This window comes from Fusobacterium ulcerans (assembly GCF_003019675.1).
Taxonomy (GTDB): Bacteria; Fusobacteriota; Fusobacteriia; order Fusobacteriales; family Fusobacteriaceae; genus Fusobacterium_A; species Fusobacterium_A ulcerans.
Map to the genome: position 1 here is coordinate 1659584 of NZ_CP028105.1, position 24141 is coordinate 1683724.

Genomic DNA, 24141 nt, shown 5'->3' on the forward strand with positions numbered 1-24141 from the left:
GGAAGAATGAAGTACAAAAGCAGTTTTTTTATAATGGTATATAATTTTATCTGGACTATACTAGGGTGTGTGGGGATAATATTTTTTATAACATATGTACTGTCAAATTTTGTATATATAAGATTTTCTTATTTATATCCAATAGGGATAGTAGTTTTAATAATTTGCAGTATTTATTCTATAGTAACAGGATATATTACTGTAGACATAGGAGAAAAGGAAGTCAGCATAAAAAGTCTGATATCTACAAAAGAAAAACTAGAATTTGACAGATACCTTTTTTCGTCAAGAGTATGTACTCATTCTGTGAATTTTATACCAACACAGAAAGAGAGATTTTTAATTATATTTGATGGAAGCGTTGAAAGAGAGATAAAGCTTTCAAACTTTTCTAAAAAATCATTTGATAAGGTATTGTCTGTTTTAAATAAAAGAACATTGGATAAAGAAGAGATAAAAGAAACACTGAAAAAAGAGATATTCACTATTCCAAAGGAAGATATTTTAGAAGAGCATATGAGATTACTGAAAAAATATATAATAATAGCAACAGGAGCAGCTATAGTTTTAAGCAGTGGACTTTATTTCTTGATTAAAAAAAATTCTGATGGAAGAGAATTAACTTCGTTTTTTGGAATGATGGTTTTATTCAATATTTTAATGTTTGGAATACCTGGGATAGCTATATTTTGTGAATATATAAGGAAGGGAAATGAAACTCCTGAAAGGATACACGTAGATATAGACAGTATTAATATTGATGGAAAAGTTTATAATATGAGAGAGATAAAAAAGATAGTTGCTACTCCAGCCTCATATGAAGAGGGGCTGATTGGAAAAAATTTTAGGAAAATAATCATTCATACAAACAGAAATAAAAAAATACTGCATTTAGGTGCAAGGGCAGTTGCTGGAATAAATAAAATAGTTTATGAAGAATATAATGAATTATGTAATATTATAGAAAAATCAGCTGCAATGAATGATGTAGATTTTATATACGATCTCTAAAAAATATTTATATAGAAAAAGGATATGTTTCTGGACAACAGAATAATTCTATAAAGTAAAATTTTTTATAAAATGTTTTTTAGGAGGAGTATTTATGGCAGAGGATAAAGATAAAAAGGGAATGATAGTTTTTACAAAATTCAGTCCTTATACAGTTGTGGATACTAAAATAGAAAATTACAAAGGGGAAGAATACGAAACACCAAGAACAGTTTCATTGTGCAGATGTGGACATTCTAAAAATAAACCTTTCTGTGATGGTACTCATGCAAGAGGAGTAGAGTTTAATAATGAGAGAGAAGAAGAAAAAACTAGAGGAATAAAAGGGTATAATGGAGAAAAAATAGTAGTATATTTTGACAAATATATATGTAAGCATGCTGCTAAATGTGTAAAGGGCTATCCAGAAGTATTCAACCCAGATAAAATTCCTTGGATAGAAATGAAAAATGCAACAGATATTGAGAAATTGATAAAAGTAATAAAAAGCTGTCCATCAGGGGCTCTTTCATATCAATTAGAAGGTGGAGAAAGAGAAACAATATATCATGATGTAGAAAAAATAACTATTGAAAAAAATGGTTCTATAAATATCACTGGTGGAGTAAAAGTAATAGATGATAATAGCTCAGAAGAGATATTAGACAGTAAGGAGCACTATTCACTATGTAGATGTGGCCATTCAAAGCATAAGCCTTTCTGTGATGGAACTCATAAACATATAAACTTTAATGACGAAGAATAAAATTTATATATATAAATATATGCAATGGGACATTGATTTATTTTTTTCAAAAGAGCATCACATTTCTATAGAAAAAATAAAAAAATTTTTTTAATAAAAAAGAATAAAAGTAAAAAAATCCTCAGTATAAATTTACTGGGGATTTTTGTATTTAAGGGGTATCTGAAGTGGACACTTTTACATACAAATGCGAACTTTATAAATGTGCTTTAAAGTTTGCATAACTACCTCAAAATCTATATTAATCATGATTGTATGATTGTTTGTATTTGTTAAAATCATGAATAAATATTTTAGAGAGGGGAAAGATGATTGAAAAGATTATGAAGGCTGTAAAAAGCGGGAACAAAAAAAGAGGGAGAAATATAACCATTGGAATTACAATTGGATTAATTCTAATGGGAGAAATGGGGTATTCAGGTCTTTAGAGAAAAGAGCAATGTATGACAAAGAAATAAAAGTGAATCACTAGAAAGAACTATTTGTTACAATCAGATAGTTCTTTTTTTATTTGTTTTATTTTTCTATATAAAAAATGATTTCTATTACTCTCATAACTTAAATAGAAACTAGAATATGTAAGAATTTATTAATACAATTACAGACAAGATAAAGAAATTTTATATTAATGGAAATGTATATTTAGATTTTTCTAATCAAAGTTAAAATGTAATAATTGACATTTTTTTTGCAATTTTCAAATTTATTAAATTAATTTGTTGTCTAAATAGGTAAAAAATGAATATTAAAATGAAAATATATAGTTATAAAAGATTTTTTTAAAAATAAAAATATATAAATAAAGTTTATTTATAACTTTTGGAAAGTTTTATGTAGTTAGAAAATATAAGATAAAGAATATGTAGATTTCCTTAATATATACTTTATAGTTAGATAGATTATAATATAAAAATAATGTTTTAAAATAAATATAATATTATAAAAAGTATTAAAATTTAAATGAAAAATAAAAAATAATATATAAAATTTATTTTTTGATATATAAAAATACGTGCCTATAAATTGAAAAAATAATAACTGTAATTTTTCATAAAAGAAAATAAGTGTGTAATTTTTATTTATATCTTTATTTTTTTATTGTATGTACATAATATTTTATGATATAATCTCGATGTTAATTTGAAATATTGCAACTAATAATGTAAGTATAATGTTTATTTTTGAATATTATAAAAAAATTAAAATTAAATAATGATATTATAATTAAAATATTATAGAAGATTATTAGTACTTTTATTGTTGAAGGAGATGAAGGAAAATGAAAAGGTTTATTATTGGATTTATTTTTTTAACTTTTTTAACTACAGTCCTTTATTCACAGGAAATAAGTGAAAAAGAAGGAATAAAAGTTCTTAAACAGATAAGAAAAGAAATTCAAAAAGAAGAAAGACAAAAAGAAAAAGCAACTAAAGAAGCAGAAAAAACAGAAAGAAAAAAAGGAAAGAAAATAATTAAAGAGATTGAAAGAGATATGAATGAATCTCTTGAAGAAAAAGTCTTCAGAAGTAAAAATATTCCAGAAGCAAGAATAGCAGCAGCAGAGGAAGCTTTCAAAACAGGAAGAGAAAGAATGGCATTTTTAAGAGAAGAAGAGAAAGAAATATTAAACTTGGAAAAATCTTTAGGAATTGTAACTAATGAAAATAGAGATTTTTTGGGAGATAAATTTGATAAAGTATATGAAAAGTTTAAAGAAAATAATAATGAAATTGAAATTCTTTTAATGGAAAATAGAAAACTTAATGAATATTTGGATAGATTGAATAAGATGGAAGAAAAAGTAAAGGAAAGAAATTAGGAGGAAAAAATTTATGAAAAAGGATGATATTGAAAAATCTCTAAAGAGATTTTTAAAAAGAAAAGTAAGTTATTCAACATCAATATTAATTGCTTTTATAATAACAGGAGGAATATCTTTAGGTGCAGGAATAACAACAGAGGAAATAAATGAAAATAAAAAGGATCTTTTAACTAAGATACAAATAGAAAAAGAAGAGATAAAGAAAAAAATTATAGAGAATGAAAAGCTTATAAATAGTTATAATTCAGAGTTTATAGAACTTTTAAGAAAAGGGAATTTTTATTCAAAGGGATTGTTCCCGAGTACACAAATATTTTTTCCCATTACTTATGAACATAATGGCAAAGGAAAAAATAGAACAGAGAAAGAGTTTAAAGAAACTATAGAAGCAGCAGAAAAATTTTATTCTAAAAATACAACTTTAAATAAATTAGAATTTGGAAATGGATTTATTGTCAATACAGAAGTGTTTAAAGAAACAATTGATGTAGGAGCAAATATTAAACCTATTGAGCCTAAACTCCCATCAATTAATCCAAATATATCAATAAATATTTTAAGCCCGACAGTAAATTTGGGAATATTGCCAGAAACAATTTCCCCTACAATTACAAAAATACCAGAAGTAAAAGTCCCGAAAGTAGAGATTCCTTCAGCACCAACAGCATTATCTATTTCTATATCTCTAACTCAAAATAATCAAATAGCGATAACAGCCCCAACTATAGAAATTCCAACTTTAATAACACCAACTGTTAATATAAAGCCTGTAATAGTTGATGTAGCGTTAAATGTAAAGACCCCTAATTCTATAATTACAACAAACCCTAAAGAACCAGAAAGGGTTTTAAATATAGTGGAACCAGATGCGAAACCATTTTCAGATTTTTCATGGGGATGGTTAGGGCCAAGTGCTCCCACTGCTAATACAGATGAAAATAGTGATAGCCAGTATGCATTAGGGGACAATATTGATGTTACAAGTGGAACATTTTGGTCAGGGGTTAAACCTGATAATAGTGGAACAATATTTAATGGTGCAGGATATACAGGAGCTAAACAGGCCACAGCCGCAGCAGGGTTTGATGGATCAAGAAATTATAGCAGTAGACATTTAAGTATAATTAATTCGTATCATGGAAGATGGACTGGTAAGGCTGGAAATACAATAACTGGAGGAGTTTTTTATGTAGCAGGGGATGTTAATGGAATATCATACAGTCCTTATGCTAAAGGAACAGAAGCTTTTCATTTAGTAGGAGATGTTCATCTGGAAAATGTGACTGCTAATTTATATGGAATGGCTGCTTTTATAAATGCTGAAGCTTTTAGAGGTGGGCAAACTACAATGAAAAATGTAACAATAAATGTATTGAGAGATGAAAATACAGTTTTTCATTTGAAAGGAAGCAGGCCAGGTCAAGAAGATGCAAGTTTTGTTGGGAGTGAATATGCTACAAAATTTGCAGGGAATGCTAATATTACTGTTGATACTAAAAAAAATAGTATTTATGCAGTAAGAAATTTTGCTGGTGGATTAAAAATAGAAAATACAGGAAATGTTGTATTTAATGGAGCTTCTAATATAGGATTTTCATTTCTTACATGGGTTCCTGATAAATCTAAATATATTGGAAAAACAGGTGCAGGAACATTAGGGGAAGGATCGATAGAAGCCTATGTTCCTTATGTTAAACTAACTTCTTCAGCACCTATGGGAATGTATGGAGATGAAAATGTTGGAATATTTTTTAATAAAAAAATATCAGCATATGATGTAGGAATTCATCAAGGATATTTTGAGTTGTACTTCGATATTGGAACAAAGCTAAATTCAAATGGAGGTACTGTCCAAAAAGAATCAGGGCAACTTGGAAAAGATGGATATACACCTACAACTGTTGATGGAAATGTTGGAGTATATGCTATTTCTGGGCAAAGAGTAGGAGTTAATGTTACTAAATTAGCGCCTCAAAAAACCTATTTTCAGAATGATCCTATTCATAATTTGATAATGGATCAATTTGATATAAAATTTGGAAAATACTCTAAAAATGGGTTTATGTTTCTTGCTAAAAACGGAACTGTTATAGAAATAGAAGGAGTAAAGACCACTGATTTTTCTGATGGAGTAAACGGGACAAATACATTAGAAGCTGATGCTGGATTAGGAACTATTATTGCTTATGCAGAAGGAAAATGGACAGCTGCTGAAACTGGATTAGCATCATTAACTGGGAGTAATCTTGAAAATAAATCAACAGAAATAATAGTAAATAAAAAGCTTAATATGATGAGCAAAGAAGGAATAGCATTTTTTGCAAAAAATGATGGAAAAGTTACTGTAAAAAAAGATGCAGAAGGATATGGGTATGGGTCCATAATAGGTTATGCAGATAATGGTAGTATAGATGTTAATGCAAATATAGTAGCTGTAGATAATGGAGTGGCTAGCGAAGATAAAAAATATAATAACATTGGAGGATATGCTATTGCCAATGGAACTATTACAGTAACAGGAAATGCAGAAATAAATGGATTAGGAGCTTTTACAAATGGAATAAATGCCAAAGTTCTATTAAAGGGAACAAATAATATCATAAGAACTGGTGTTGATGGAGGACTTGCTAGTCTTAAAGGTGGGTATATAGAATTTGGTGGTGGAATCATTGAACATAAAGATATTAAAGTAGGGGATCACAATCAGAAACTTCCTTTCTTTGCAGATGATACTTCAAAGATAAATTTTACAGGAACAACAGAAATAAAAATGTATGATGGAGCTGTATTTACTGGAAATAGTAATGATTATGCAAATGCAGTAGGAACTTCAGCAAAATATAATGGTATGGGTAATGTAACAATAAGTTTGCAAAAAAATGGGATTAATTTAGGTGTATTTAAAAATCAAAATATAATCTGGAACGGAGAAGCAGGCTATCTGGCATCTTTAGCATCAGTTCCTAAAGTTGCATCTATTTTAGATAATGGTTATTGGTATAATAGCTACCTTGAAGGTGGAACAATGACAATAGCTACAAATGTGAATATGGATAATGGTTCATCAGAAAATATTAAGGGAACAGATGTATTTAGTGATATTGTGATGGAAAGAGAAAAAGTAACCATTAATCCTGGAGTTCAAATAATTTCTGATAAAGGAAGAGGACTGGTATTAGGATCAAATGTGGTTGCTAATACTAATGGGAAAAATGATGCTTCTGGTTATACAAATAATGGTGAAATAAAAATAAAAGGTGGAAATGAAGCAGGAGTACATGTAAGTTATGGACATATAAAAAATAATAATTTTATAGAAACAGATGGGGGAATTGGAGCATTAGGAGTAAATGGAAGTAGAATAGAAAATACAAATACTGGAAAAATTAATATTGGAACTTCTGATACTGTAAATGGAGTGGGGATAGTAGGACTAGCAACAAAAATAAAAGGTGATGGAACACCAGATACTCCTGAATCTTATGGAACAGATGCTGGAGATGCAGTTACTAAAGTTTTAGAAATCTATAATAGAGGAAGTATTGTCGTAAAAGGAAAATCAGGAGTAGGTATTTATGCTGAAAATAATGGGGCTTCTGTAGAAAAAGAAAGAACTTTTGTTGAAAATACAGGATCTATAATAGTGGGAGATTCAACTATCTCAAATGCGGCTGTAGGAATCTATGGAGATAAAACTACAATTTCAAATCAAGGAAATATAACAGTAGGAGATGAAGGAGTAGGAATCTATGCTAAAAATGGAACTGAGGTTACTAATCTTGGAACTTTAAATCTTGGAACAGATGGAATAGGAATAGTAATAGATGGAACATCAACTATTACAGCTAACAGTGTTACTTTATCTAGTACAGAAGCAGATATTAATGGAAAAACAGGTATTTTCTATAAGGGATCAGCAGCTGGAACTGATAGTAAAAATATAAATTTAAATATAAATGCTTCAGACTTTGTAAAAGGAACAACAATCTATGCAGAAAATATGAATATTACTTCTTCTGGAGATTTAAATATAGGAAAAGAAGGAATAGGTATTTTTGTAAAAGGAAGTTCATCTAATATAGGAACAAACTCAGGAACTATCAATCTTACATCTGGAAAAACAGGTGCAGTAGGTATGTACACAAAAACTGCTAATATTCTTAATAATACAGGTGGAATCATAAATGTAAATGATTCCTCTCAAATAGGAATGTATGCAGAAGGAAATAATAACTCTGCTGTAAATACAGGAGTAATTAATTTGAAGGTAGATGGTTCTACTGGTATTTATGTAAAATCTGGTGCAGTAGCTGAACTTGGTACTGGAAATGATATAGAATTTGATGGAGAATCAAGTGTAGGAGTTTTTGCAGAAAATGCAAGAGTGAACTTCGGAAGTAATCTAACTTTTAGAAATGATAATACAAATAAAAATATATATGTATATGGAAAAGATTCTACTGTAGAAATAGGAGCAGGGATAACAGTAACAGTAGATGGAGCAACTACTCCAACTATATCAGGAACAGAAGGGAATAAAACAGTTGGAATATATATTGAAAATACTGGTACTGGAAGTACATTTAATGGTACAGGAAATCTTGAGGTTTTAAATGGTGCAGCAGGAATTTACTCTAAAAGAAATAATACTTTAAATGTAAATGTAACAGCAACTGGAGATAAAACTACAGGAGTGTCTATTGATGGAGCGTCAACTGTATCAGGAACTGTAGCAGCTAAAACTGATGCAATAGGAGTATATGGAAGCGGAGGAACTGTAACGATAGGTACAATGGGACTTATTCTTAATACAAACTCTGGAAAAGGAACAGGAATGTATCTTGTTGATGGTGCTTATGCAGCTGGAGGATTAATTACTGTAAACAATACATCAGGGACTGAAAATATAGGAGTATACTACAGTAAGGGGACTGGTTCAGGAACTATAACAAACAGTGCTGATATTAAACTTACAGGAACTAAAAGTATAGGGATATACACAGCTGATGGAATAAATCTTGTTAATACTAAAAATATAGAATCTAGTACTTCAAATAATATAGCTTCATATGTAGATGAAAATTCAATTCTAGCTTCAACTGGAAATATAACTATGTCTGGATTAGATAATATAGGAATATATGTTGGTGAAGGAAAAGGAGTAAATGGAGGAGTTATTGATGTAAGTGGAGCAACAGGAACATCATCAGCAGGAATGGTAGCTAAGACTGATGCAACAGGAGATGCAGCTTCAATAGAAAATACAGGAGAAATAAAAGCAGGGGCTAATCTTGGAATGTATATAGCAGGAAGCGGAACAAGTTCTGGAAAGAATACAGGAAGTATAACAGTTTCTGGAACAGGTACAGGAGTATATGTAGATGGTTCAGGAAACAGCTTTAATGGAGCTGGAGGAAGTATCACATCAGATGCAGTTGGAATCTATCTGAAAGATACAACAGCTGGAACTATAACTAATACAGGTACTTTAAATATAGCTTCAGGAGGAGTCGGAGTATTTGGAGAAAATGCAAATATTGATTTTACAGTAAATGTTTCTGAAGCAGGAGCAGTAGGAGTTGCAGCAGCAGGAACTTCAGTAATATCAGGAAATATTAAAACAGGACAGGGCTCTGTTGGAGCATTCCTTCTCAATGATACAGTAACATTTAATGGAGCAGTTATAGAAACAGGAGTAAGCATTCCAGAATCACATTTAGGAGCAGGAAATGAAGAAACTTCAATAGGAATTCTTTTAAATGCTGCTGGAACTTATTCATTGAGTGATGTAAGTGTAAATGCTAAAAATGGAGTAGGAATATATTTAGAAGATAGTACAAAGTCTGGTTCAGGAGTAAAAGTTCTTAAACATAATGGAGTTGTAACTACTGAAGATGGAGTAGGTATTTATGTAAATAAAGGAAATAGTCTTACAACAGAAAATTCAACTATAAATATTAATAAAGGAACAGGAATATATGTAAATGGTGGAACTGCTAATCTTGGAATAACAGGAAATCTTTCTTTTAATTTCTTAGCTAATGGTGGAATAGGAGTATTCAATAACGGAGGAATTCTTAACTTTGGAAATAATATAACTGTAACAGGGTCAGGAACACTTACAGCAAGTGCAAATGGAAGTCTTAACTCTACAGGAAACTTAAACATAGGAGAAGGTGCTACTGGAATGCTTGGAACATATGATTCAGCAATGACAGGAGCCCAAAGCATAATAAATACAGGTGGAACAATAACAATTGTATCAGGGGGAATAGGTCTTGCAGCAGTAAAAGGAACAACTAATCCTGCATTTCCAGTAACAATAAACAATACTGGAACTATCAATGCATCTGGGGTGTCAATTGCAAGTACTCCATCAATAGGAATCTATACAGATATTGCAGATGTAGTAAATACAGGAAGTATTAATGTAGGAAGCAATGGAATAGGGATATACTCAGCTAATAATGGAATACTTACTTCTGTACAAAATAATAATATGACTATGACAGGAACAGATGGAATAGGAGTATATATTAAAGGCTCTACTGCTGGACTTGCTGTAAACAATATAACTTCGACAGGTTCAAGAAATACAGGAGTGGTTCTTGAAGGAACAGCAGGAAATATTAATATAGGAACAGTTATTTTAGGAAATGAAAGTGTAGGAACATTTGTAACAGGAACAGCAACTTCAACAATAGATGGAACAATAACAGTAGGAAATGGAAGTACATCTAAGAGTGCAATAGGAGTAGTAACACAAAATGGAGCTAATATGACTCTTGCAGGAACAGCTGTAATTACTACAGGTGCTAAAGGTATAGGAGTATATGCCCAAGGAGCAGGAACAACTATAACAGTTTCAAATACTGCTAATATTACAGTTGGTACAGAAGGAATATATATGTATTCTAAGGATGCTACATTGAATTTTAGTGGAAATATTACAGCTAATGATCAAATAGGAATAGTAGCTGAGGGTGGAACTATTAATGCTATGGGAGCCTCAACAATAACAGTTCAAAATGGCGGTATAGGAGCATATGTAAAAGGAGCTGCTCCAGTATTTGGAACAACAACAATAACAGTACAGACAGGAACATCATCTAAATATTCTATGGGAGTTTATTATGATGGAGTAGCAGCACTTGGAACTGCTCCAGTAATAACTCAGACAGGAAACTATACTATTGGTATGGTATTAAACAACTCAACAGGAACAACAGCTGGAGGAATTTCTATTGGAGGTTTAGGGACAGCGGATCAAGTAGGTATAATGGCTAAAGGGAACTCTAATCTTACTGTAGCAGGTACTGTGTCTATAAATAGAGGAGATAATAATATTGGGGTATATGGAGAAGACAGTATAATTGCAGTAAATGGAAATGTAACAGTTGAAGACTCTTCATCAGGTATAAATAAATCAACATCATCAATAGGAGTTTCTTTAAATAGAGGTTCATATATAGGAAGTGGAAATATTACGGCAGGAGATTACAGTATAGGTGTTTTTGGAAAAGAAATGATAGCCGGAAGTGTGATTACTCAAGGAACTGGAGCCCAAACAATGACTGTTGGAAAAGAGGGGCTGGGAATCTATGGTGAAGGAACTGGAGGAACTATATCTGCTAATATGTCAAATATTACAGTCGGAACAGATAATGCAATAGGAGTATACGCTATTGGAATGAACTCAATGGTAAAAGGAAATATGAGTATTGGCACAAATACAAGTATTGGTATTGCTAGTGAAGGTAATGGAAATGTGACATATACAGGAGCTATGACAATAGCAAATAAAGTTTCAACAGCATCAGTAGGAATTTATAAAACCAATGGAATAGGAACAATTTCAACATCAGCAGGAAATTGGTCTGTAGGAGACAGTGGATATGGAATCTTCCTAAATCAAAGTGCAGGTCAATCAGCTGCAATAAATAACAATGCTGATATGAATCTTGGAATGTCATCAGTAGGAATTTATTCAAATGGAAATAATACAGTAACAAATACTGGAAATATAATTGTAGGAGCTACTGATTTAGGACCTTCATCAAACCACAATAAAGCTGATGAGCATTTAAATTCTATAGGAATATATTTATTGGGAGGAACAACAGCAACAAGTTCTGGAACGATAACTGTAAACCATGATCACTCAGTAGGAGTATATGGAGAAGGAACAGAAACAAGATTCACAAATACAGGAACTATCAATGTAGATAATGGAGCAGTAGGAATACTTGTAAGAGATGGGGCAGTAGCTGTAAATGCTGTAGGAGGTAACATTAATCTTGGAGGAAGCCTTGCTGCATGTGGAGCAACAACGGTAGGTATGGCAGCTTATTTAGGAGCAAGAATAGAAAATGCTGGAACAATAACTGTCAATGAAGGTGTTGGAATGCTTGTAGGAAACGGAGCAACATTTGCTAATACAGGAACTATTATAGTAAATAATGGAATAGGAATAGAAGGAATTGGAAATACAGTAAATGCTGGACATATTATAGTAAATGGTGGTGTAGCAACAGAAGCAGGAAGTTTGGCTACAGCCCAAATAGGAGCTGTGGAAATTAAACCAGATGGGACTATCAAAATCAATGGAAATTACACTTCAATTGGAGGAACTCTTTCTACAGGAGGAAATATAATAGTAGATGGAGCATATGTAGATGTAACAACTGGAACACCTTTATTTAATGCAAATAGTGTAAGCGGGGAAGTAAATATACTTCCAAATTTTGCACTAACAGGCAATGGAATTTCTTATGAAATAGAAGGTTTTGTAAATACAGCAATGGAAACAATAACAGGAACTAAACTTACTCCTGTAACATCACCTTTATTTATTGCTAAAGTTACAGATAAAGGGAACCTTATTATTGTAAAAAGACCATATGCGGATATTACAATAGGAAAGCAGTTTGATACGTTAGATAAAGGGCTGGATAATATTCTAACTAACAGCAATGGAATAGGTAGAGATGCAGATATATTAAAAAATTTAAATGTATATCTTAATAAGTTTAGTGGAGACCAATTTGGAGAGGAGGCTTCTAGAAAATTAGCAGAGTTTAGGGGAGATATCTATGCAACTATTCAAGAAAGAATGCAGGATATTAATAGAGCGTTTGACAACTCTTTCTATGAACTGGAATCATCATATAATTTAACTAAAGACAGCAGTAAATACAGTGTTATCTATACTGATGGAAACTACAAAGATTCTACTTTAGGAATAGATGACTACGATTACAAAGTAATGGGACTTCTGTATATGAAGGAAAAAGAAGGAACAGAATATGGAAGCAAATATGGATATACATTAGGATTTGCAGGATCTAAGTTTGACTTTGATGATGGCGGATCAAAAGAGGATGTATACTCATTAAGAGTAGGAGCACATAGAGTTAAAAATCTGAGTGATGAATATAAAGTATCATGGCTGTCAAGAATAGAACTTGGATATAACAGACATATTGCTAAGAGAAAACTTAACCTTCAAGAAACATTTGAAAATAAGGGAGAGTACAATACTTACTCTGTAGCACTTGACAACAGACTTACAAAGGTTATCTATACAGATCTGTCTAGACAGTTGGATGTATATGCTGATTTAGACTTAGAGTATGGAAAAATAGATGACTTTAAAGAAAGCGCTGGAAGCAAAGGCGGACTTGAAGTGCAGATTAAAGATAATGATTATCTAAGCGCACAGGCAGGAGCTGGAGTGAAGGCATCTCAAAGAATCTATGCAGGAAATGATATCTCAGTAAAAGTAACAGCAGATGTAAAATATGCATATGAATTTGGAGACAACTATGATGGAAACAAAGCAAGACTTAAAAATGGAGAGGAAGGATATTACAGCCTGATCACTCCAGAAGAAAGAGAAGGAAAACTAACAGGAAAAATTGGACTTACAGTAGAAAAAGCCAACCACATGGGAGTAACATTTGAAGTAGAAGCAGCAGATGAAAGCAATAAAGAAGATTCATCAATCAAATATGGAGTAAGATTCAATTACAAATTTTAATTAAATTGATTATTAAAATATTAGACTGCCTTTGAATGAGGGTAGTCTAATATTTTCAAAAGAAATTAAAAGGAAGAAAAAATAATGGATAAATTTAAAAATTATTTAAAAAGCTTTTTCTTATTTTGGATTATTGTAACACTGTCTATAGGAAGTTATCACTATTGGAAAGTAAATGGAAGATATCATAAACCAGAATGGTATCGAAATTATGAAATTCTAGAATTAAATGGAAGAAAATATGCAATAATAAATTATGATAAAAAAAGTGATAAGTTTTTAATAGTAGAAGCAATAATTCAGGATAATGAATTAATATTGGACATGAAAAAAAGAGTTTTCAGTGATTTGATAAATGTTCCAATATGTCATAAAAAATTTAAAGCAGTAAAGGCCATAAAATAACCTTGAGCTAATTTGGAAGATGGGAAATATGAGTGAAAAGATTAAAAGAATAGGAGGATCTTTTAGAAGCAGGAATAAAAATAAGATTATTTTAGGTATAAGAATCACTGATGAAGAATTTAAAATCATTTAAAAAGAGCTTAGAAAATTAAAAAATAAATTTAAAATAAATAGAGAATCATTAAAAGATAAAAATGTAGTAGAGATACAGAAAACTTTATTTAATCAAAAACTTAGAGAAAAAAAGTAATAAATGAAGTAGTTAAAAATTATGAGATAAATAATGTAGTGAAAGAATATATACCATTAAAAGAAAAAATAGAGGTGGAGTTATGAGAAAAATCCTAATAGGATGCTTTTTAATAATAACAGCAGCATCATATTCATCAACAGATGTATTTTCAACATTAAAACAACTTGAAGCTAATTTTCATCAACTAGAGGTTAAAGAAGGAACTGTGGATAATCAAAGGGAAGTAGCAATAGATAAAGCACTAATATCTTCAAGAGAAAAATATCAGGAGCTATTAGCAATAGAAAAATATATAACTGAAGTGGAACCATATAGATATTATCAAGAAGACTATAAAGAATTATTAAAAAAATGTAAAGAAGAAAAACAAAAAATAAAGAGGGAAATTGAAGAAAAAGAAGAAATAATAAATATTTATCAGGCAATTATGTAAAGGAAGGATATGGAAGGAAGAAAAGAAAAAAAGAAAAAATTACAAAAATATCGTTTATATGGATGTCATTTTATCAAAGAAGAATATATTTTTATACAAAAGAAAATAAAAAAATTAAGTCATATTAATGGTCAAAAAAGGAATAATACTCAAATATTAATAGAGTTATTTAAACTTGCATTAAGAGATGAAAATGAAATGAAAGGATAGAAATCATGAAAGAAACAGAATTTATAAGAGAATATAAAAGAGTTAGGGAATTAAAAAATTTGAAGATAGCTAAAGAAAGAGTAGAGATTTTTTGGGAAACATTATTAGATATTTTAAAAGAAGAAAAAAAAGTTATTTTTAAAGGCTGGGGAAGCTTTGAAGTAAAAGAAAGGAAAGCAAAGATATTTAATAATCCAAAAACAAAGAAAGCAGAAAGAATACCAGCATGTAAGAAAATAATATTTAAGCAGGGAAAACTTCTTAAGAAAAGATTTAATATAATAGAGGAAGAATAAAATTTTTTTATTCAAAAAGTCCATGGAGGAACTTGTATATACCCAGTTTAAAATTTCCTATAGTGAGTATGTAGTAAAAATAAGGTTATAAAGAAGCAAAATTATGTGATGAATGTTGTAAAAATAAATTTTTATATTTAATTGGAAAAATAGAAAACTTTATTAGAAAACAAACATTTATAGCAAATAATACTTTAAATTAGGTTAAATGAATTAATTCCCATTAAATATGAAAATATATAAGGATTTTACTAGAATAATTATAAAATGAAATATCTCTATAAAAGAAAAAAACAGAGAAGAAAGACATAAAGCAGTGTATGAAATTTTAGGGTTAAAAAGGTTAAATATAAATAATATGGAAATGTGGGTAGGGGAAGATTCTATGGAAAAGCATATAAAAAATTACATTATAAAAGAATCTTTTTATTCCAATGAGATTATTTTCAGAAAAGAAATATATAATGAAGAAACAAAAGAAGAAATTAGTCAATATTTTTCTAAAATAGGAGAATTTATTGTAGAAATAAAAAATAATAGAAAGATCTATTTAGAAAAATGAGAGAAAAATTAATTAAGAGGAGTGTTTAAATAAGAGAAAAGTTTGATAAAGTATATGAAAGTTTAAAAAAATAACAATGGAATTGAAATTCTTTTAATGGAAAAACGAAATGTAGAAAAAACTTTAAAAATTTTTTAAGTGAAGAAAATAAAGTATTTAGTATCACTACCAAAGGAGGAAAAAGGAACCTTATGGAACGAAAAAAGGGAAGGCCTTTAGGAAGTGGAAGTAAAAATAAAACTATTCTAGGGGTAAGAGTTACTGATAAAGAATTTGAAATAATTCAAAAAGGAATTAAAAAATTAAAAACTAAATTTAAAACCAATAGAGAAATAATTATATATTTATTTAAAAAATATAATAAATTCGAAATAAATGAAAGGATAATAGAAGATAATCTACTTCTTAAATTAATAAGTGAAGAATTGAGTAAAAATAAATATACAAAAGAAGAAAAAATGCTGTTAAAAAGGGTCTATAAAGAGATTCAAAAGAAAGGAATAACAAGTATTTTTTACATATAGCATAAAGTAAGGAAAAAGATATAAAAATAATACTAACAAAGGAAGAATTAAAAAATGGCTGTCAACTGGCAGCCATTTTTGTTAAAGATCTAATTTAAAATACAATACATTATCTAAAGGATTCTCATAATAAGCTTCAACTTCATGAAAACCAGATTTTTTATAAAGAGCAACAGCTCCGTGTAAATTTGAAAGAGTATCTAATACCATATGTTTATATTTTAATTCATGAGCATCTGTTATTATTTTATCTACTAATTTTTTTCCTATTTTGAGATGTCTGTATTCAGGTCTGACAAAAAGTCTTTTCATTTCGCAGCCATCTTCTCCAAATTTTCTTAAAGCTATACAACCAGCAGCTTTGTTGCCACAATATGCAATGTATAATCTTCCAGAGGGCATAGCATATTTTCCAGGAAGATTTTTGATTTCAGCATCATATCCCTGAAAAGCAAGGTTGACTCCAAGCATAGCAGTATACTCATTAAAAAGAAGTTTTACATTTTCTAAATCATCATAAGCCAATTTGATATCTATTTCCATTTTTTCCCTCCTGAATGTGTTTATGATATTTTAACGCAAAAGGATTTCAAAGTCTATAAGTTTAATGAAAAAATAGGTTTTTTATTTTTTTTATGATATAGTTTAATTATTATAGAAAACAGGAGGAAGAAATGAAGAGATTTGTTATTGAAGAGAATGTATTTGAAATGTTTCCCAATTTAGAAATAGGAGTATTGTCTTTTAAAAATGTTGATAACAGTGGAACTGGAAAAGCAGATATGCTGGAATCTGTATGTAAATCTCTTTGTGAAAGATTAGCTTCTGGTGATGAGGCAGAGGGGTATATAAAAGAATACAGCCTTGCTATGAAAAAATTTAAAACTAAAAAAGGAGCTAAAGCTTCAATTGATGCAATGGCTTCGAGAATTGCAAAGGGACATATATTAGGAACAATAAATCCTCTTGTAGATATATATAATGTAATATGTTTGAAAAATCTCGTTACATGTGGGGGAGAGGATCTGGACAAAATAGAAGGGGATATGGTATTGTGTTTTGCTAAAGGAGATGAGGAATTTATTCCTTTAGGCAAAGAGCAGAATAAGCCTCCTAAAGAAGATGAACTTATATATAGAGATGATAAGGGAGCAGTGGTGAGAGGGTGGCTCTGGAGAGAAGCTGACAGAACTAAAATAACTGAAAATACTAAAAATGCTCTTCTTTATATGGAATTAATAGATGAAAATAGAAAAGAGGAATTTAAAAAAATAGTCAGTGAATTAGAAGAGCTTGTGCTTCAAGAATTAGGAGGACAGTGTAAAGCGACTATAATAGATAAAAATAATCCTGTGTGTGAAATAGGATAATATAAAAAAAGCTTGACTTTATTTATGTTTCTGATATAATAATAAAGGAACTAAATAAAAGTTGGATAAAGAAGAAACGCCTGTTTCTCACCTTTTGGGTCTTAGGGCTTACATTAGGTATAAAAAAAGATTTAATAGAGTACGAGATTTTAATCCTCTATATTTCAATTTTAGGAGTAATAACAGGGCGTAGTATTGTCCTGTTTTTTTTATTGTGTAACTAAATGGAGGTGTTGAATTATTTCTGAAAAAATTAGAATCAACGAAAAAATTAAAGGGAGAGAATTTAGAATTATCTCTTCGACAGGTGAACAATTAGGAGTTATGTCAGCTAATGAAGCATTGGAATTAGCAAGACAGGAAGATTTAGATCTAGTTGAGATTTCACCTACTGCGAAGCCACCAGTATGTAAAATAATGGACTTCGGAAAATACAGATATGAACAAACAAGAAAAGCTAAAGAAGCTAAGAAAAATCAAAAACAAGTAGTAATAAAAGAAGTAAAAGTTACTGCTAGAATAGATACTCATGACTTAGAAACTAAAATGGGTCAAATTGAAAAATTCTTATCTAAAGAAAATAAAGTAAAAGTTACTTTAGTTTTATTTGGAAGAGAAAGAATGCATGCTACACTTGGTATAGATACTCTAAATGAGATTGCAGAAAAGTTTGCTGAAGTTGCAGATGCAGATAAAAAATATAACGAAAAGCAGAAACACATTATATTAACACCTAAAAAGAGTTAATAATTATATTAATATTTATATATTCGAGAGGAGGGTATTATTATGCCAAAAATGAAGACTCACAGAGGAGCAAAAAAGAGAATTAAAGTAACAGGGACTGGGAAATTTATAGTTAAACATTCTGGAAAAAGCCATATCTTAACTAAAAAAGATAGAAAAAGAAAAAATAGCCTAAAGAAAGATTTAGTAGTTACTGACACTTTAAAGAAACATATGCAAGGGTTACTACCATACGGAGTAGGAAGATAATAAACAATTCAAATTATTGAGATTTATATTTAGGAGGAAAAAACAATGAGAGTTAAGACTGGTATAGTTAGAAGAAGAAAGCATAAAAAAATATTACAAGCTGCAAAAGGATTCAGAGGAGCGTCTGGTGACGTTATAAAACAAGCTAAACAAGCTACAATGAAAGCAGCAGCTTACTCAACAAGAGATAGAAAAGTTAACAAAAGAAGAATGAGATCACTTTGGATCATCAGAATCAACTCAGCAGCTAGAATCAATGGATTAACTTATTCAACTTTAATCAATGGATTAAAAAGAGCTGGAATCGTATTAGACAGAAAAGTTTTAGCAGATATCGCTTTAAACAATGCAGCTGAATTCACTAAATTAGCTGAAACTGCAAAAGCTGCTCTATAATTAATAAAATTATGAGAGTATAAGGGAGTATTTTTGATACTCTCTTTTTTTATTTTTTGAAATTTTTTTATATCTATTTTTAGAAAGTATTTGACAACTTGTATTTTTTTATGTTAAGATTAAAACATGAATACGTATATAAGAATTATGTACGAATATACGAATAAAAATATAAGAAGGGGGATAAAATGATTTACTACATACCACCAATTAATCTATTAGGAAGAGGATGTCTTGCTGAGCTTAAACAGCCATTATCAACAATGGGATGTAAAAAAGCTTTAGTTGTAAGTGATAAGTTTCTTATGGGGAATGGAACTGTAAAAAAAGTTACTGATATATTAAAGGGAGCAGGAGTAGATTTTGTTGTTTATGATGAACCTAAACCAAATCCTACAGTAAAAAATGTGGAAGATGGATATAGAATATTAACTGATGAAAAATGTGACCTTGTTGTAAGTATTGGAGGAGGATCACCTCAAGACTGTGGAAAAGCTATTGCTGTACTTGCAACTAATGGAGGAAATATAAAAGATTATGAAGGAGTGAACAAAACTAAAAACAAATCACTTCCTATAATAGCTATAACTACTACAGCTGGAACATCTGCTGAAGTAACTATTAACTATGTAATAACAGATGAAGAGAGACATGTAAAAATGATTATGGTAGATACAAACTCTCTTGCAGCAATAACAGTAAATGATCCTGAGCTTATGATGAGCAAGCCAGCTCCTCTTACAGCAGCAACAGGAATGGATGCTTTAACTCATGCAATAGAAGCAGTAGTAGCTAAAGGAGCTATGGATGTTACTGATTGTACAGCTCTATATGCTATAAAAGAAATTTTTGATTATCTTCCAAGAGCAGTAAAAGATGGAAGTGATATAGAAGCAAGAGAGCAAATGTGCTACTCTTGTTTCTTAAATGGAATAGCATTCAGTAATGCTGGACTTGGAAATGTACATGCAATGGCACACCAACTTGGAGGATTGTATGACCTTCCTCATGGTGTATGTAATGCTATGCTTCTTCCAATAGTAGAAGAAGAAAATGCTAAAAATGCTCCTGAAAAATTCAGAGTAATAGCTCAAACTATTGGTTATGATGCAGCTGATAAAACTGATAAAGAATGTGTAGACTATGTAATTGGTAGAATAAAAGCACTTTCTGAAGAAGTTGGAATACCTAAATCACTAAAAGAAGTAGGAGTAGACAACCCAGACTTTGAACTATTAGCTGAAAATGCTATGAAGGATGCTTGTGCTGGAGCAAACCCAGTATTCTTTGATAAAGAAAAACTTGTAGAGTTATTCAAAAAAATATCTTAATAAAAATCTTTCCACCAAATAATATTTAAATTAAAAAACACTAGAGGAGAAAATTCCTTTAGTGTTTTTTATAATTCAGTGAAAATCTTAAGTATTTTTAACAGGAATTTTATCATTGGTGTAGAATAACACATCATACAGAATAATTACTTTTCTATAAAATGATTGAAAAAAATTAAAATATATGCAATAATATTTCTACATGTTGTGAATAAAACAACATGCTATACAATATGTTGTACTGAGGAGGAAAAATGATAAAAGTATTTGGTAAAGAAGGATGTAGTAAATGTGAGTCTTTAAAAAGGACTTTAGATAATAAAGGAATTGAATATGAATATATTCAGGATTTAAAAACTTTAATGACTGTAGCCAGTAAAAATAGAATTATGAGTGCTCCAGTTATTGAAAAAGATGGAGAATATTACACAATGGAAAAGCTTTTAGAGGTTATATAATGAGAGAAGTTATAAATAGAGCTGGAATAAGAGAAAATTTAGATATAACAAAAATAAGAGAGAAATTGGTAAGAGCCTGTGAAGGTCTGGAAGTTAATATGGTTGAGCTGGAAAGCTATATAGATTCAATATATCAGGAAAATATAACAACAAAAAAAATACAGGAATCTCTTATAAATCAAGCAGTTGCAATGACAAGTTTTGAAGAAAGCGACTGGACATATGTTGCTGGAAGGCTTCTCATGATGGAAACAGAAAGAGAAGTTTTTCATAAAAGAGGTTTTTCATATGGTGATTTTTATAAAACAATAAAAACTCTTACAGAAAAAGGAATATATGACAGCAGGCTTCAGGAATATACAAAAGATGAGATCAAAGAACTAGAAAAGGTTATTGATATATCAAGAGATATGATGTATGACTATGCAGGAGCTAACATGTTTGTGAATAGGTATCTTTTGAAATTCAAGGGGAATATCTATGAACTTCCACAAGAAGTATTTATGTGTATAGCCATGCTGTTGGCAATAAATGAAGAAGATAGAGTTGCAGTAGCCAAAAGATTCTATAATGCCCTGTCTCTGAAAAAAATATCTTTAGCTACACCTATTCTTGCAAATTTGAGAATACCAAAAGGAAATCTATCATCATGTTTTATCACTGCAATGGATGATAATATAGAATCTATCTTCTATAATATAGACACTATTGCTAAAATAAGCAAAAGCGGTGGAGGAGTAGGGCTTAATATTTCAAGAATCAGGGCTAAAGATTCTATGGTAAATGGATATTATAATGCAAGTGGTGGAGTAGTTCCATGGATAAAAATAGTAAACGATACTGCTGTAGCTGTAAATCAGCAGGGGAGAAGAGCAGGAGCTGTAACAGCAGCCCTTGATTCATGGCATCTGGATATTGAGCTGTTTTTAGAGCTTCAGACAGAAAATGGAGATCAGAGAGGAAAAGCTTATGACATATATCCTCAGGTTGTATTATCTGATTTGTTTATGAAAAGAGTGGAAGAAAATTTAGAGTGGACATTAATAGATCCATATGAAGTACGTAAAAAGTATGGAGTTGAATTATGTGAACTTTATGGAGAAAAATTTGAAGAGATTTATGAAAAGTTGGAAAAAGATACTTCTTTAGAGCTTAAAAAAGTGATAAAAGCTAGGGAATTATTTAAAGAAATAATGAAAGTGCAGATAGAAACAGGAATGCCATATATTTTTTTCAAGGATAGGGCAAATCTGATGAACCATAACAGCCATAAAGGAATGATAGGTAATGGAAATCTGTGTATGGAGAGTTTTTCTAATTTTTCTCCAAGTAAAAACTTTGCAGAAGAAACTGTAGAAGAAAAAGGAGTAAGAACTGTAAATCTAGGAGAAGTTCATACATGTAATTTGGTATCTCTGAATTTGGCTGAAATATTGAAAGAGGAACTTGAAAATATAGTTGATACTGCTGTAAGAATATTGGATAATACTATTGATTTAACTAAAACCCCTATAAAAGAATCGGATAAACATAATGTCTCATATAGAACTATAGGGGTAGGAACTATGGGGTTGGCAGATTATTTGGCAAGAGAATTTATGATTTATGATGAGTCTATGAATGATATAGATGAACTTTTTGAAGAGATTGCTCTATACAGCATAAAATCATCAGCATTACTGGCTAAAGATAGAGGAGAATATCCAGCCTTTAAAGGTTCTTTGTGGGATAAAGGATTGTTTTTCCAAAAAGATAGAGAATGGTATATGAAGAATTCAAAATATGCAGACAAATGGGGAGAAGTATTTGAATTGGTAAAAAAATATGGAATGCGTAATGGAGAACTTACTGCTATTGCCCCTAATACTTCAACATCTCTTCTTATGGGAGCGACAGCTTCAGTTAATCCAACATTTTCAAGATTTTATATAGAAAAAAACCAAAAGGGAGCAGTACCAAGAGTAGTAAAATATCTTAAAGACAGAGCATGGTTTTATCCAGAATTTAAAAATGTAAATCCACAGACATATGTAAAAATAATGAGTAGAATAGGAAAGTGGACTACTCAGGGAGTTTCTATGGAGTTAATTTTTGATTTGAATAAAAATATAAAGGCAAAGGATATTTATGATACTTTTATGACAGCATGGAAAAATGGCTGCAAATCAGTTTACTATATAAGAACAATTCAGAAGAATACTAATATAATGAATGAAAAAGAGGAGTGTGAAAGCTGTAGTGGATAGAAAAAAACTTTTTAATCCTCTGGGAGATGATTCTCTGTCTAAGAGAAGAGTGATAAAAGGAGACAGTACAAATATATTTAACCTGAATAATGTTAAATATCAATGGGCAAATCAACTTTATAGAACAATGATGGGAAACTTTTGGATACCAGAAAAAATAGATTTAACACAGGATAAAAATGACTATAAAAATCTGACAGATCAGGAAAAAGAAGCTTATGATGGAATTTTATCATTTTTAATATTTCTTGATAGTATTCAAACTAATAATATTCCAAATGTCTGTGATTATATAACAGCTCCTGAAATAAATTTGATACTTTCTATACAGACATTTCAGGAAGCTATACATTCCCAATCTTATCAATATATAATAGAATCTATACTTCCCAAGGAAATAAGAAATTCTATATATGATAAGTGGAGAGAAGACAAGATATTATTTGAAAGAAATAAATATATTGCTGAAATGTATCAAAAGTTTTTGGAAGAACCTAATGATAAGAATTTTTCAAAAGTTATAATAGCAGATTATCTTTTAGAAGCAATATACTTCTATAATGGATTTAATTTTTTCTATCTTTTAGCAAGCAGAAACAGAATGATGGGAACTTCAGATGTAATAAGGCTTATAAATAGAGATGAACTGTCTCATGTAGTTATTTTTCAGCATTTATTAAAAGAAATAAGAAATGAAAATCCAGATTTCTTTAATGATGAAGAAATTTATAGCATGTTTAGAAAAGCAGTGGAGCAGGAAATAAATTGGACTAACCATATAATAGGAAATCAGATTCTGGGAATAACAGAAGAAACAACTGAACAATATACAAAATGGTTGGCTAATGAGAGATTAAGAAGTATTGGGCTAAAGCCAATATATGAAGGATTTAATAAAAATCCATATAAGCATCTTACAAAATTTGCAGATACAGAGGGAGAAGGAAATGTTAAAGCAAACTTCTTTGAAGGTACTGTAACAAGTTACAATATGAGTTCGTCTATAGATGGATGGGATGAAATATAGATAAATAATTTTTGATT

Annotated in this window: 19 protein-coding genes; 18 read left to right on the plus strand and 1 reads right to left on the minus strand. The window is 30.0% G+C overall.

The genetic code is table 11. The annotated features are described in order from the left end of the window. Nucleotides 1-6 precede the first annotated feature (6 nt). The 10 genes from C4N20_RS07775 (at nucleotide 7) to C4N20_RS07815 (ending at nucleotide 16300) form a co-directional block, all read left to right on the plus strand. Nucleotides 7-1011: a hypothetical protein gene (locus C4N20_RS07775; protein ID WP_005978751.1), complete on the plus strand. Its 1005-nt coding sequence runs from the start codon at nucleotides 7-9 to the stop codon at nucleotides 1009-1011. A 94-nt stretch (nucleotides 1012-1105) separates the two neighbouring features. Next, complete coding sequence (locus C4N20_RS07780; protein ID WP_005978753.1) at nucleotides 1106-1756, plus strand: CDGSH iron-sulfur domain-containing protein; 651 nt, start codon at nucleotides 1106-1108, stop codon at nucleotides 1754-1756. A 1279-nt stretch (nucleotides 1757-3035) separates the two neighbouring features. Next, nucleotides 3036-3575 (plus strand): hypothetical protein, encoded by a 540-nt coding sequence (locus tag C4N20_RS07785; protein ID WP_005978756.1) that lies wholly within the window; start codon nucleotides 3036-3038, stop codon nucleotides 3573-3575. A 13-nt stretch (nucleotides 3576-3588) separates the two neighbouring features. After that, nucleotides 3589-13617 carry an autotransporter-associated N-terminal domain-containing protein gene (locus C4N20_RS07790; RefSeq protein WP_005978758.1) on the plus strand — a complete coding sequence of 3343 codons (10029 nt, stop codon included), beginning with the start codon at nucleotides 3589-3591 and terminating at the stop codon, nucleotides 13615-13617. An 84-nt stretch (nucleotides 13618-13701) separates the two neighbouring features. Further along, on the plus strand, nucleotides 13702-14022 hold the full coding sequence (locus tag C4N20_RS07795) for a hypothetical protein (protein ID WP_005978759.1): 321 nt from the start codon (nucleotides 13702-13704) through the stop codon (nucleotides 14020-14022). A 332-nt stretch (nucleotides 14023-14354) separates the two neighbouring features. Further along, the gene (locus C4N20_RS07800) at nucleotides 14355-14708 is read left to right on the plus strand and encodes a hypothetical protein (RefSeq protein WP_005978761.1); all 354 of its coding nucleotides are present in this window, start codon (nucleotides 14355-14357) and stop codon (nucleotides 14706-14708) included. Nucleotides 14709-14717: 9 nt separating this feature from the next. Further along, nucleotides 14718-14918, plus strand: coding sequence for a hypothetical protein (locus tag C4N20_RS07805; RefSeq protein WP_005978763.1), 201 nt, complete (start codon nucleotides 14718-14720; stop codon nucleotides 14916-14918). A 5-nt stretch (nucleotides 14919-14923) separates the two neighbouring features. After that, nucleotides 14924-15214, plus strand: coding sequence for an HU family DNA-binding protein (locus C4N20_RS07810; protein WP_005978765.1), 291 nt, complete (start codon nucleotides 14924-14926; stop codon nucleotides 15212-15214). A gap of 385 nt (nucleotides 15215-15599) precedes the next feature. Beyond that, a complete protein-coding gene (locus C4N20_RS16495) occupies nucleotides 15600-15776 on the plus strand; it encodes a hypothetical protein (RefSeq protein ID WP_167537213.1) in 177 nt (58 codons plus the stop codon). 191 nt (nucleotides 15777-15967) lie between these two features. Beyond that, nucleotides 15968-16300 carry a hypothetical protein gene (locus C4N20_RS07815; RefSeq protein WP_005978768.1) on the plus strand — a complete coding sequence of 111 codons (333 nt, stop codon included), beginning with the start codon at nucleotides 15968-15970 and terminating at the stop codon, nucleotides 16298-16300. Between the two features lie 81 nt (nucleotides 16301-16381). Here the strand turns inward: C4N20_RS07815 and C4N20_RS07820 are convergent, their stop codons facing one another. After that, nucleotides 16382-16843 carry a GNAT family N-acetyltransferase gene (locus C4N20_RS07820; protein WP_005978770.1) on the minus strand — a complete coding sequence of 154 codons (462 nt, stop codon included), beginning with the start codon at nucleotides 16841-16843 and terminating at the stop codon, nucleotides 16382-16384. Between the two features lie 131 nt (nucleotides 16844-16974). On the opposite strand from C4N20_RS07820, the gene C4N20_RS07825 reads away from it, so the two are divergent. The 8 genes from C4N20_RS07825 to C4N20_RS07860 all read left to right on the plus strand — a co-directional run bounded on the left by C4N20_RS07825 (nucleotide 16975) and on the right by C4N20_RS07860 (nucleotide 24124). After that, nucleotides 16975-17670: a B3/B4 domain-containing protein gene (locus C4N20_RS07825; RefSeq protein WP_005978771.1), complete on the plus strand. Its 696-nt coding sequence runs from the start codon at nucleotides 16975-16977 to the stop codon at nucleotides 17668-17670. A 237-nt stretch (nucleotides 17671-17907) separates the two neighbouring features. After that, nucleotides 17908-18417 (plus strand): translation initiation factor IF-3, encoded by a 510-nt coding sequence (gene infC / locus C4N20_RS07830; RefSeq protein ID WP_227371443.1) that lies wholly within the window; start codon nucleotides 17908-17910, stop codon nucleotides 18415-18417. A gap of 42 nt (nucleotides 18418-18459) precedes the next feature. Continuing rightward, nucleotides 18460-18666, plus strand: coding sequence for a 50S ribosomal protein L35 (gene rpmI / locus C4N20_RS07835; protein ID WP_005949770.1), 207 nt, complete (start codon nucleotides 18460-18462; stop codon nucleotides 18664-18666). A gap of 45 nt (nucleotides 18667-18711) precedes the next feature. Next, on the plus strand, nucleotides 18712-19062 hold the full coding sequence (gene rplT, locus C4N20_RS07840; RefSeq protein WP_005978774.1) for a 50S ribosomal protein L20: 351 nt from the start codon (nucleotides 18712-18714) through the stop codon (nucleotides 19060-19062). Nucleotides 19063-19250: 188 nt separating this feature from the next. After that, a complete protein-coding gene (locus C4N20_RS07845) occupies nucleotides 19251-20393 on the plus strand; it encodes an iron-containing alcohol dehydrogenase (RefSeq protein WP_005978776.1) in 1143 nt (380 codons plus the stop codon). A 254-nt stretch (nucleotides 20394-20647) separates the two neighbouring features. Beyond that, the gene (locus tag C4N20_RS07850) at nucleotides 20648-20851 is read left to right on the plus strand and encodes a glutaredoxin family protein (RefSeq protein WP_005978778.1); all 204 of its coding nucleotides are present in this window, start codon (nucleotides 20648-20650) and stop codon (nucleotides 20849-20851) included. After that, complete coding sequence (locus C4N20_RS07855; protein WP_005978781.1) at nucleotides 20851-23097, plus strand: ribonucleoside-diphosphate reductase subunit alpha; 2247 nt, start codon at nucleotides 20851-20853, stop codon at nucleotides 23095-23097. Before C4N20_RS07850 ends, C4N20_RS07855 begins: the two co-directional genes overlap by 1 nt. Then, nucleotides 23090-24124, plus strand: a complete 1035-nt coding sequence (locus tag C4N20_RS07860; RefSeq protein ID WP_005978783.1) for a ribonucleotide-diphosphate reductase subunit beta — start codon at nucleotides 23090-23092, stop codon at nucleotides 24122-24124. The genes C4N20_RS07855 and C4N20_RS07860 overlap by 8 nt, the downstream gene beginning before the upstream one ends. The last annotated feature ends 17 nt before the right edge of the window (nucleotides 24125-24141 follow it).

Bases quoted from the DNA above. Each gene is read 5' to 3' on its own strand.
- C4N20_RS07805 (WP_005978763.1), top strand. From the start codon at position 14,718: ATGGAAGGAAGAAAAGAAAAAAAGAAAAAATTACAAAAATATCGTTTA.
- C4N20_RS07855 (WP_005978781.1), top strand. From the start codon at position 20,851: ATGAGAGAAGTTATAAATAGAGCTGGAATAAGAGAAAATTTAGATATA.
- C4N20_RS07815 (WP_005978768.1), top strand. From the start codon at position 15,968: ATGGAACGAAAAAAGGGAAGGCCTTTAGGAAGTGGAAGTAAAAATAAA.
- C4N20_RS16495 (WP_167537213.1), top strand. From the start codon at position 15,600: ATGGAAAAGCATATAAAAAATTACATTATAAAAGAATCTTTTTATTCC.
- C4N20_RS07800 (WP_005978761.1), top strand. From the start codon at position 14,355: ATGAGAAAAATCCTAATAGGATGCTTTTTAATAATAACAGCAGCATCA.
- C4N20_RS07845 (WP_005978776.1), top strand. From the start codon at position 19,251: ATGATTTACTACATACCACCAATTAATCTATTAGGAAGAGGATGTCTT.
- rpmI (WP_005949770.1), top strand. From the start codon at position 18,460: ATGCCAAAAATGAAGACTCACAGAGGAGCAAAAAAGAGAATTAAAGTA.
- C4N20_RS07850 (WP_005978778.1), top strand. From the start codon at position 20,648: ATGATAAAAGTATTTGGTAAAGAAGGATGTAGTAAATGTGAGTCTTTA.
- C4N20_RS07810 (WP_005978765.1), top strand. From the start codon at position 14,924: ATGAAAGAAACAGAATTTATAAGAGAATATAAAAGAGTTAGGGAATTA.
- C4N20_RS07780 (WP_005978753.1), top strand. From the start codon at position 1,106: ATGGCAGAGGATAAAGATAAAAAGGGAATGATAGTTTTTACAAAATTC.
- rplT (WP_005978774.1), top strand. From the start codon at position 18,712: ATGAGAGTTAAGACTGGTATAGTTAGAAGAAGAAAGCATAAAAAAATA.
- C4N20_RS07825 (WP_005978771.1), top strand. From the start codon at position 16,975: ATGAAGAGATTTGTTATTGAAGAGAATGTATTTGAAATGTTTCCCAAT.
- C4N20_RS07775 (WP_005978751.1), top strand. From the start codon at position 7: ATGAAGTACAAAAGCAGTTTTTTTATAATGGTATATAATTTTATCTGG.
- C4N20_RS07785 (WP_005978756.1), top strand. From the start codon at position 3,036: ATGAAAAGGTTTATTATTGGATTTATTTTTTTAACTTTTTTAACTACA.
- C4N20_RS07795 (WP_005978759.1), top strand. From the start codon at position 13,702: ATGGATAAATTTAAAAATTATTTAAAAAGCTTTTTCTTATTTTGGATT.
- C4N20_RS07820 (WP_005978770.1), bottom strand. From the start codon at position 16,843: ATGGAAATAGATATCAAATTGGCTTATGATGATTTAGAAAATGTAAAA.
- C4N20_RS07790 (WP_005978758.1), top strand. From the start codon at position 3,589: ATGAAAAAGGATGATATTGAAAAATCTCTAAAGAGATTTTTAAAAAGA.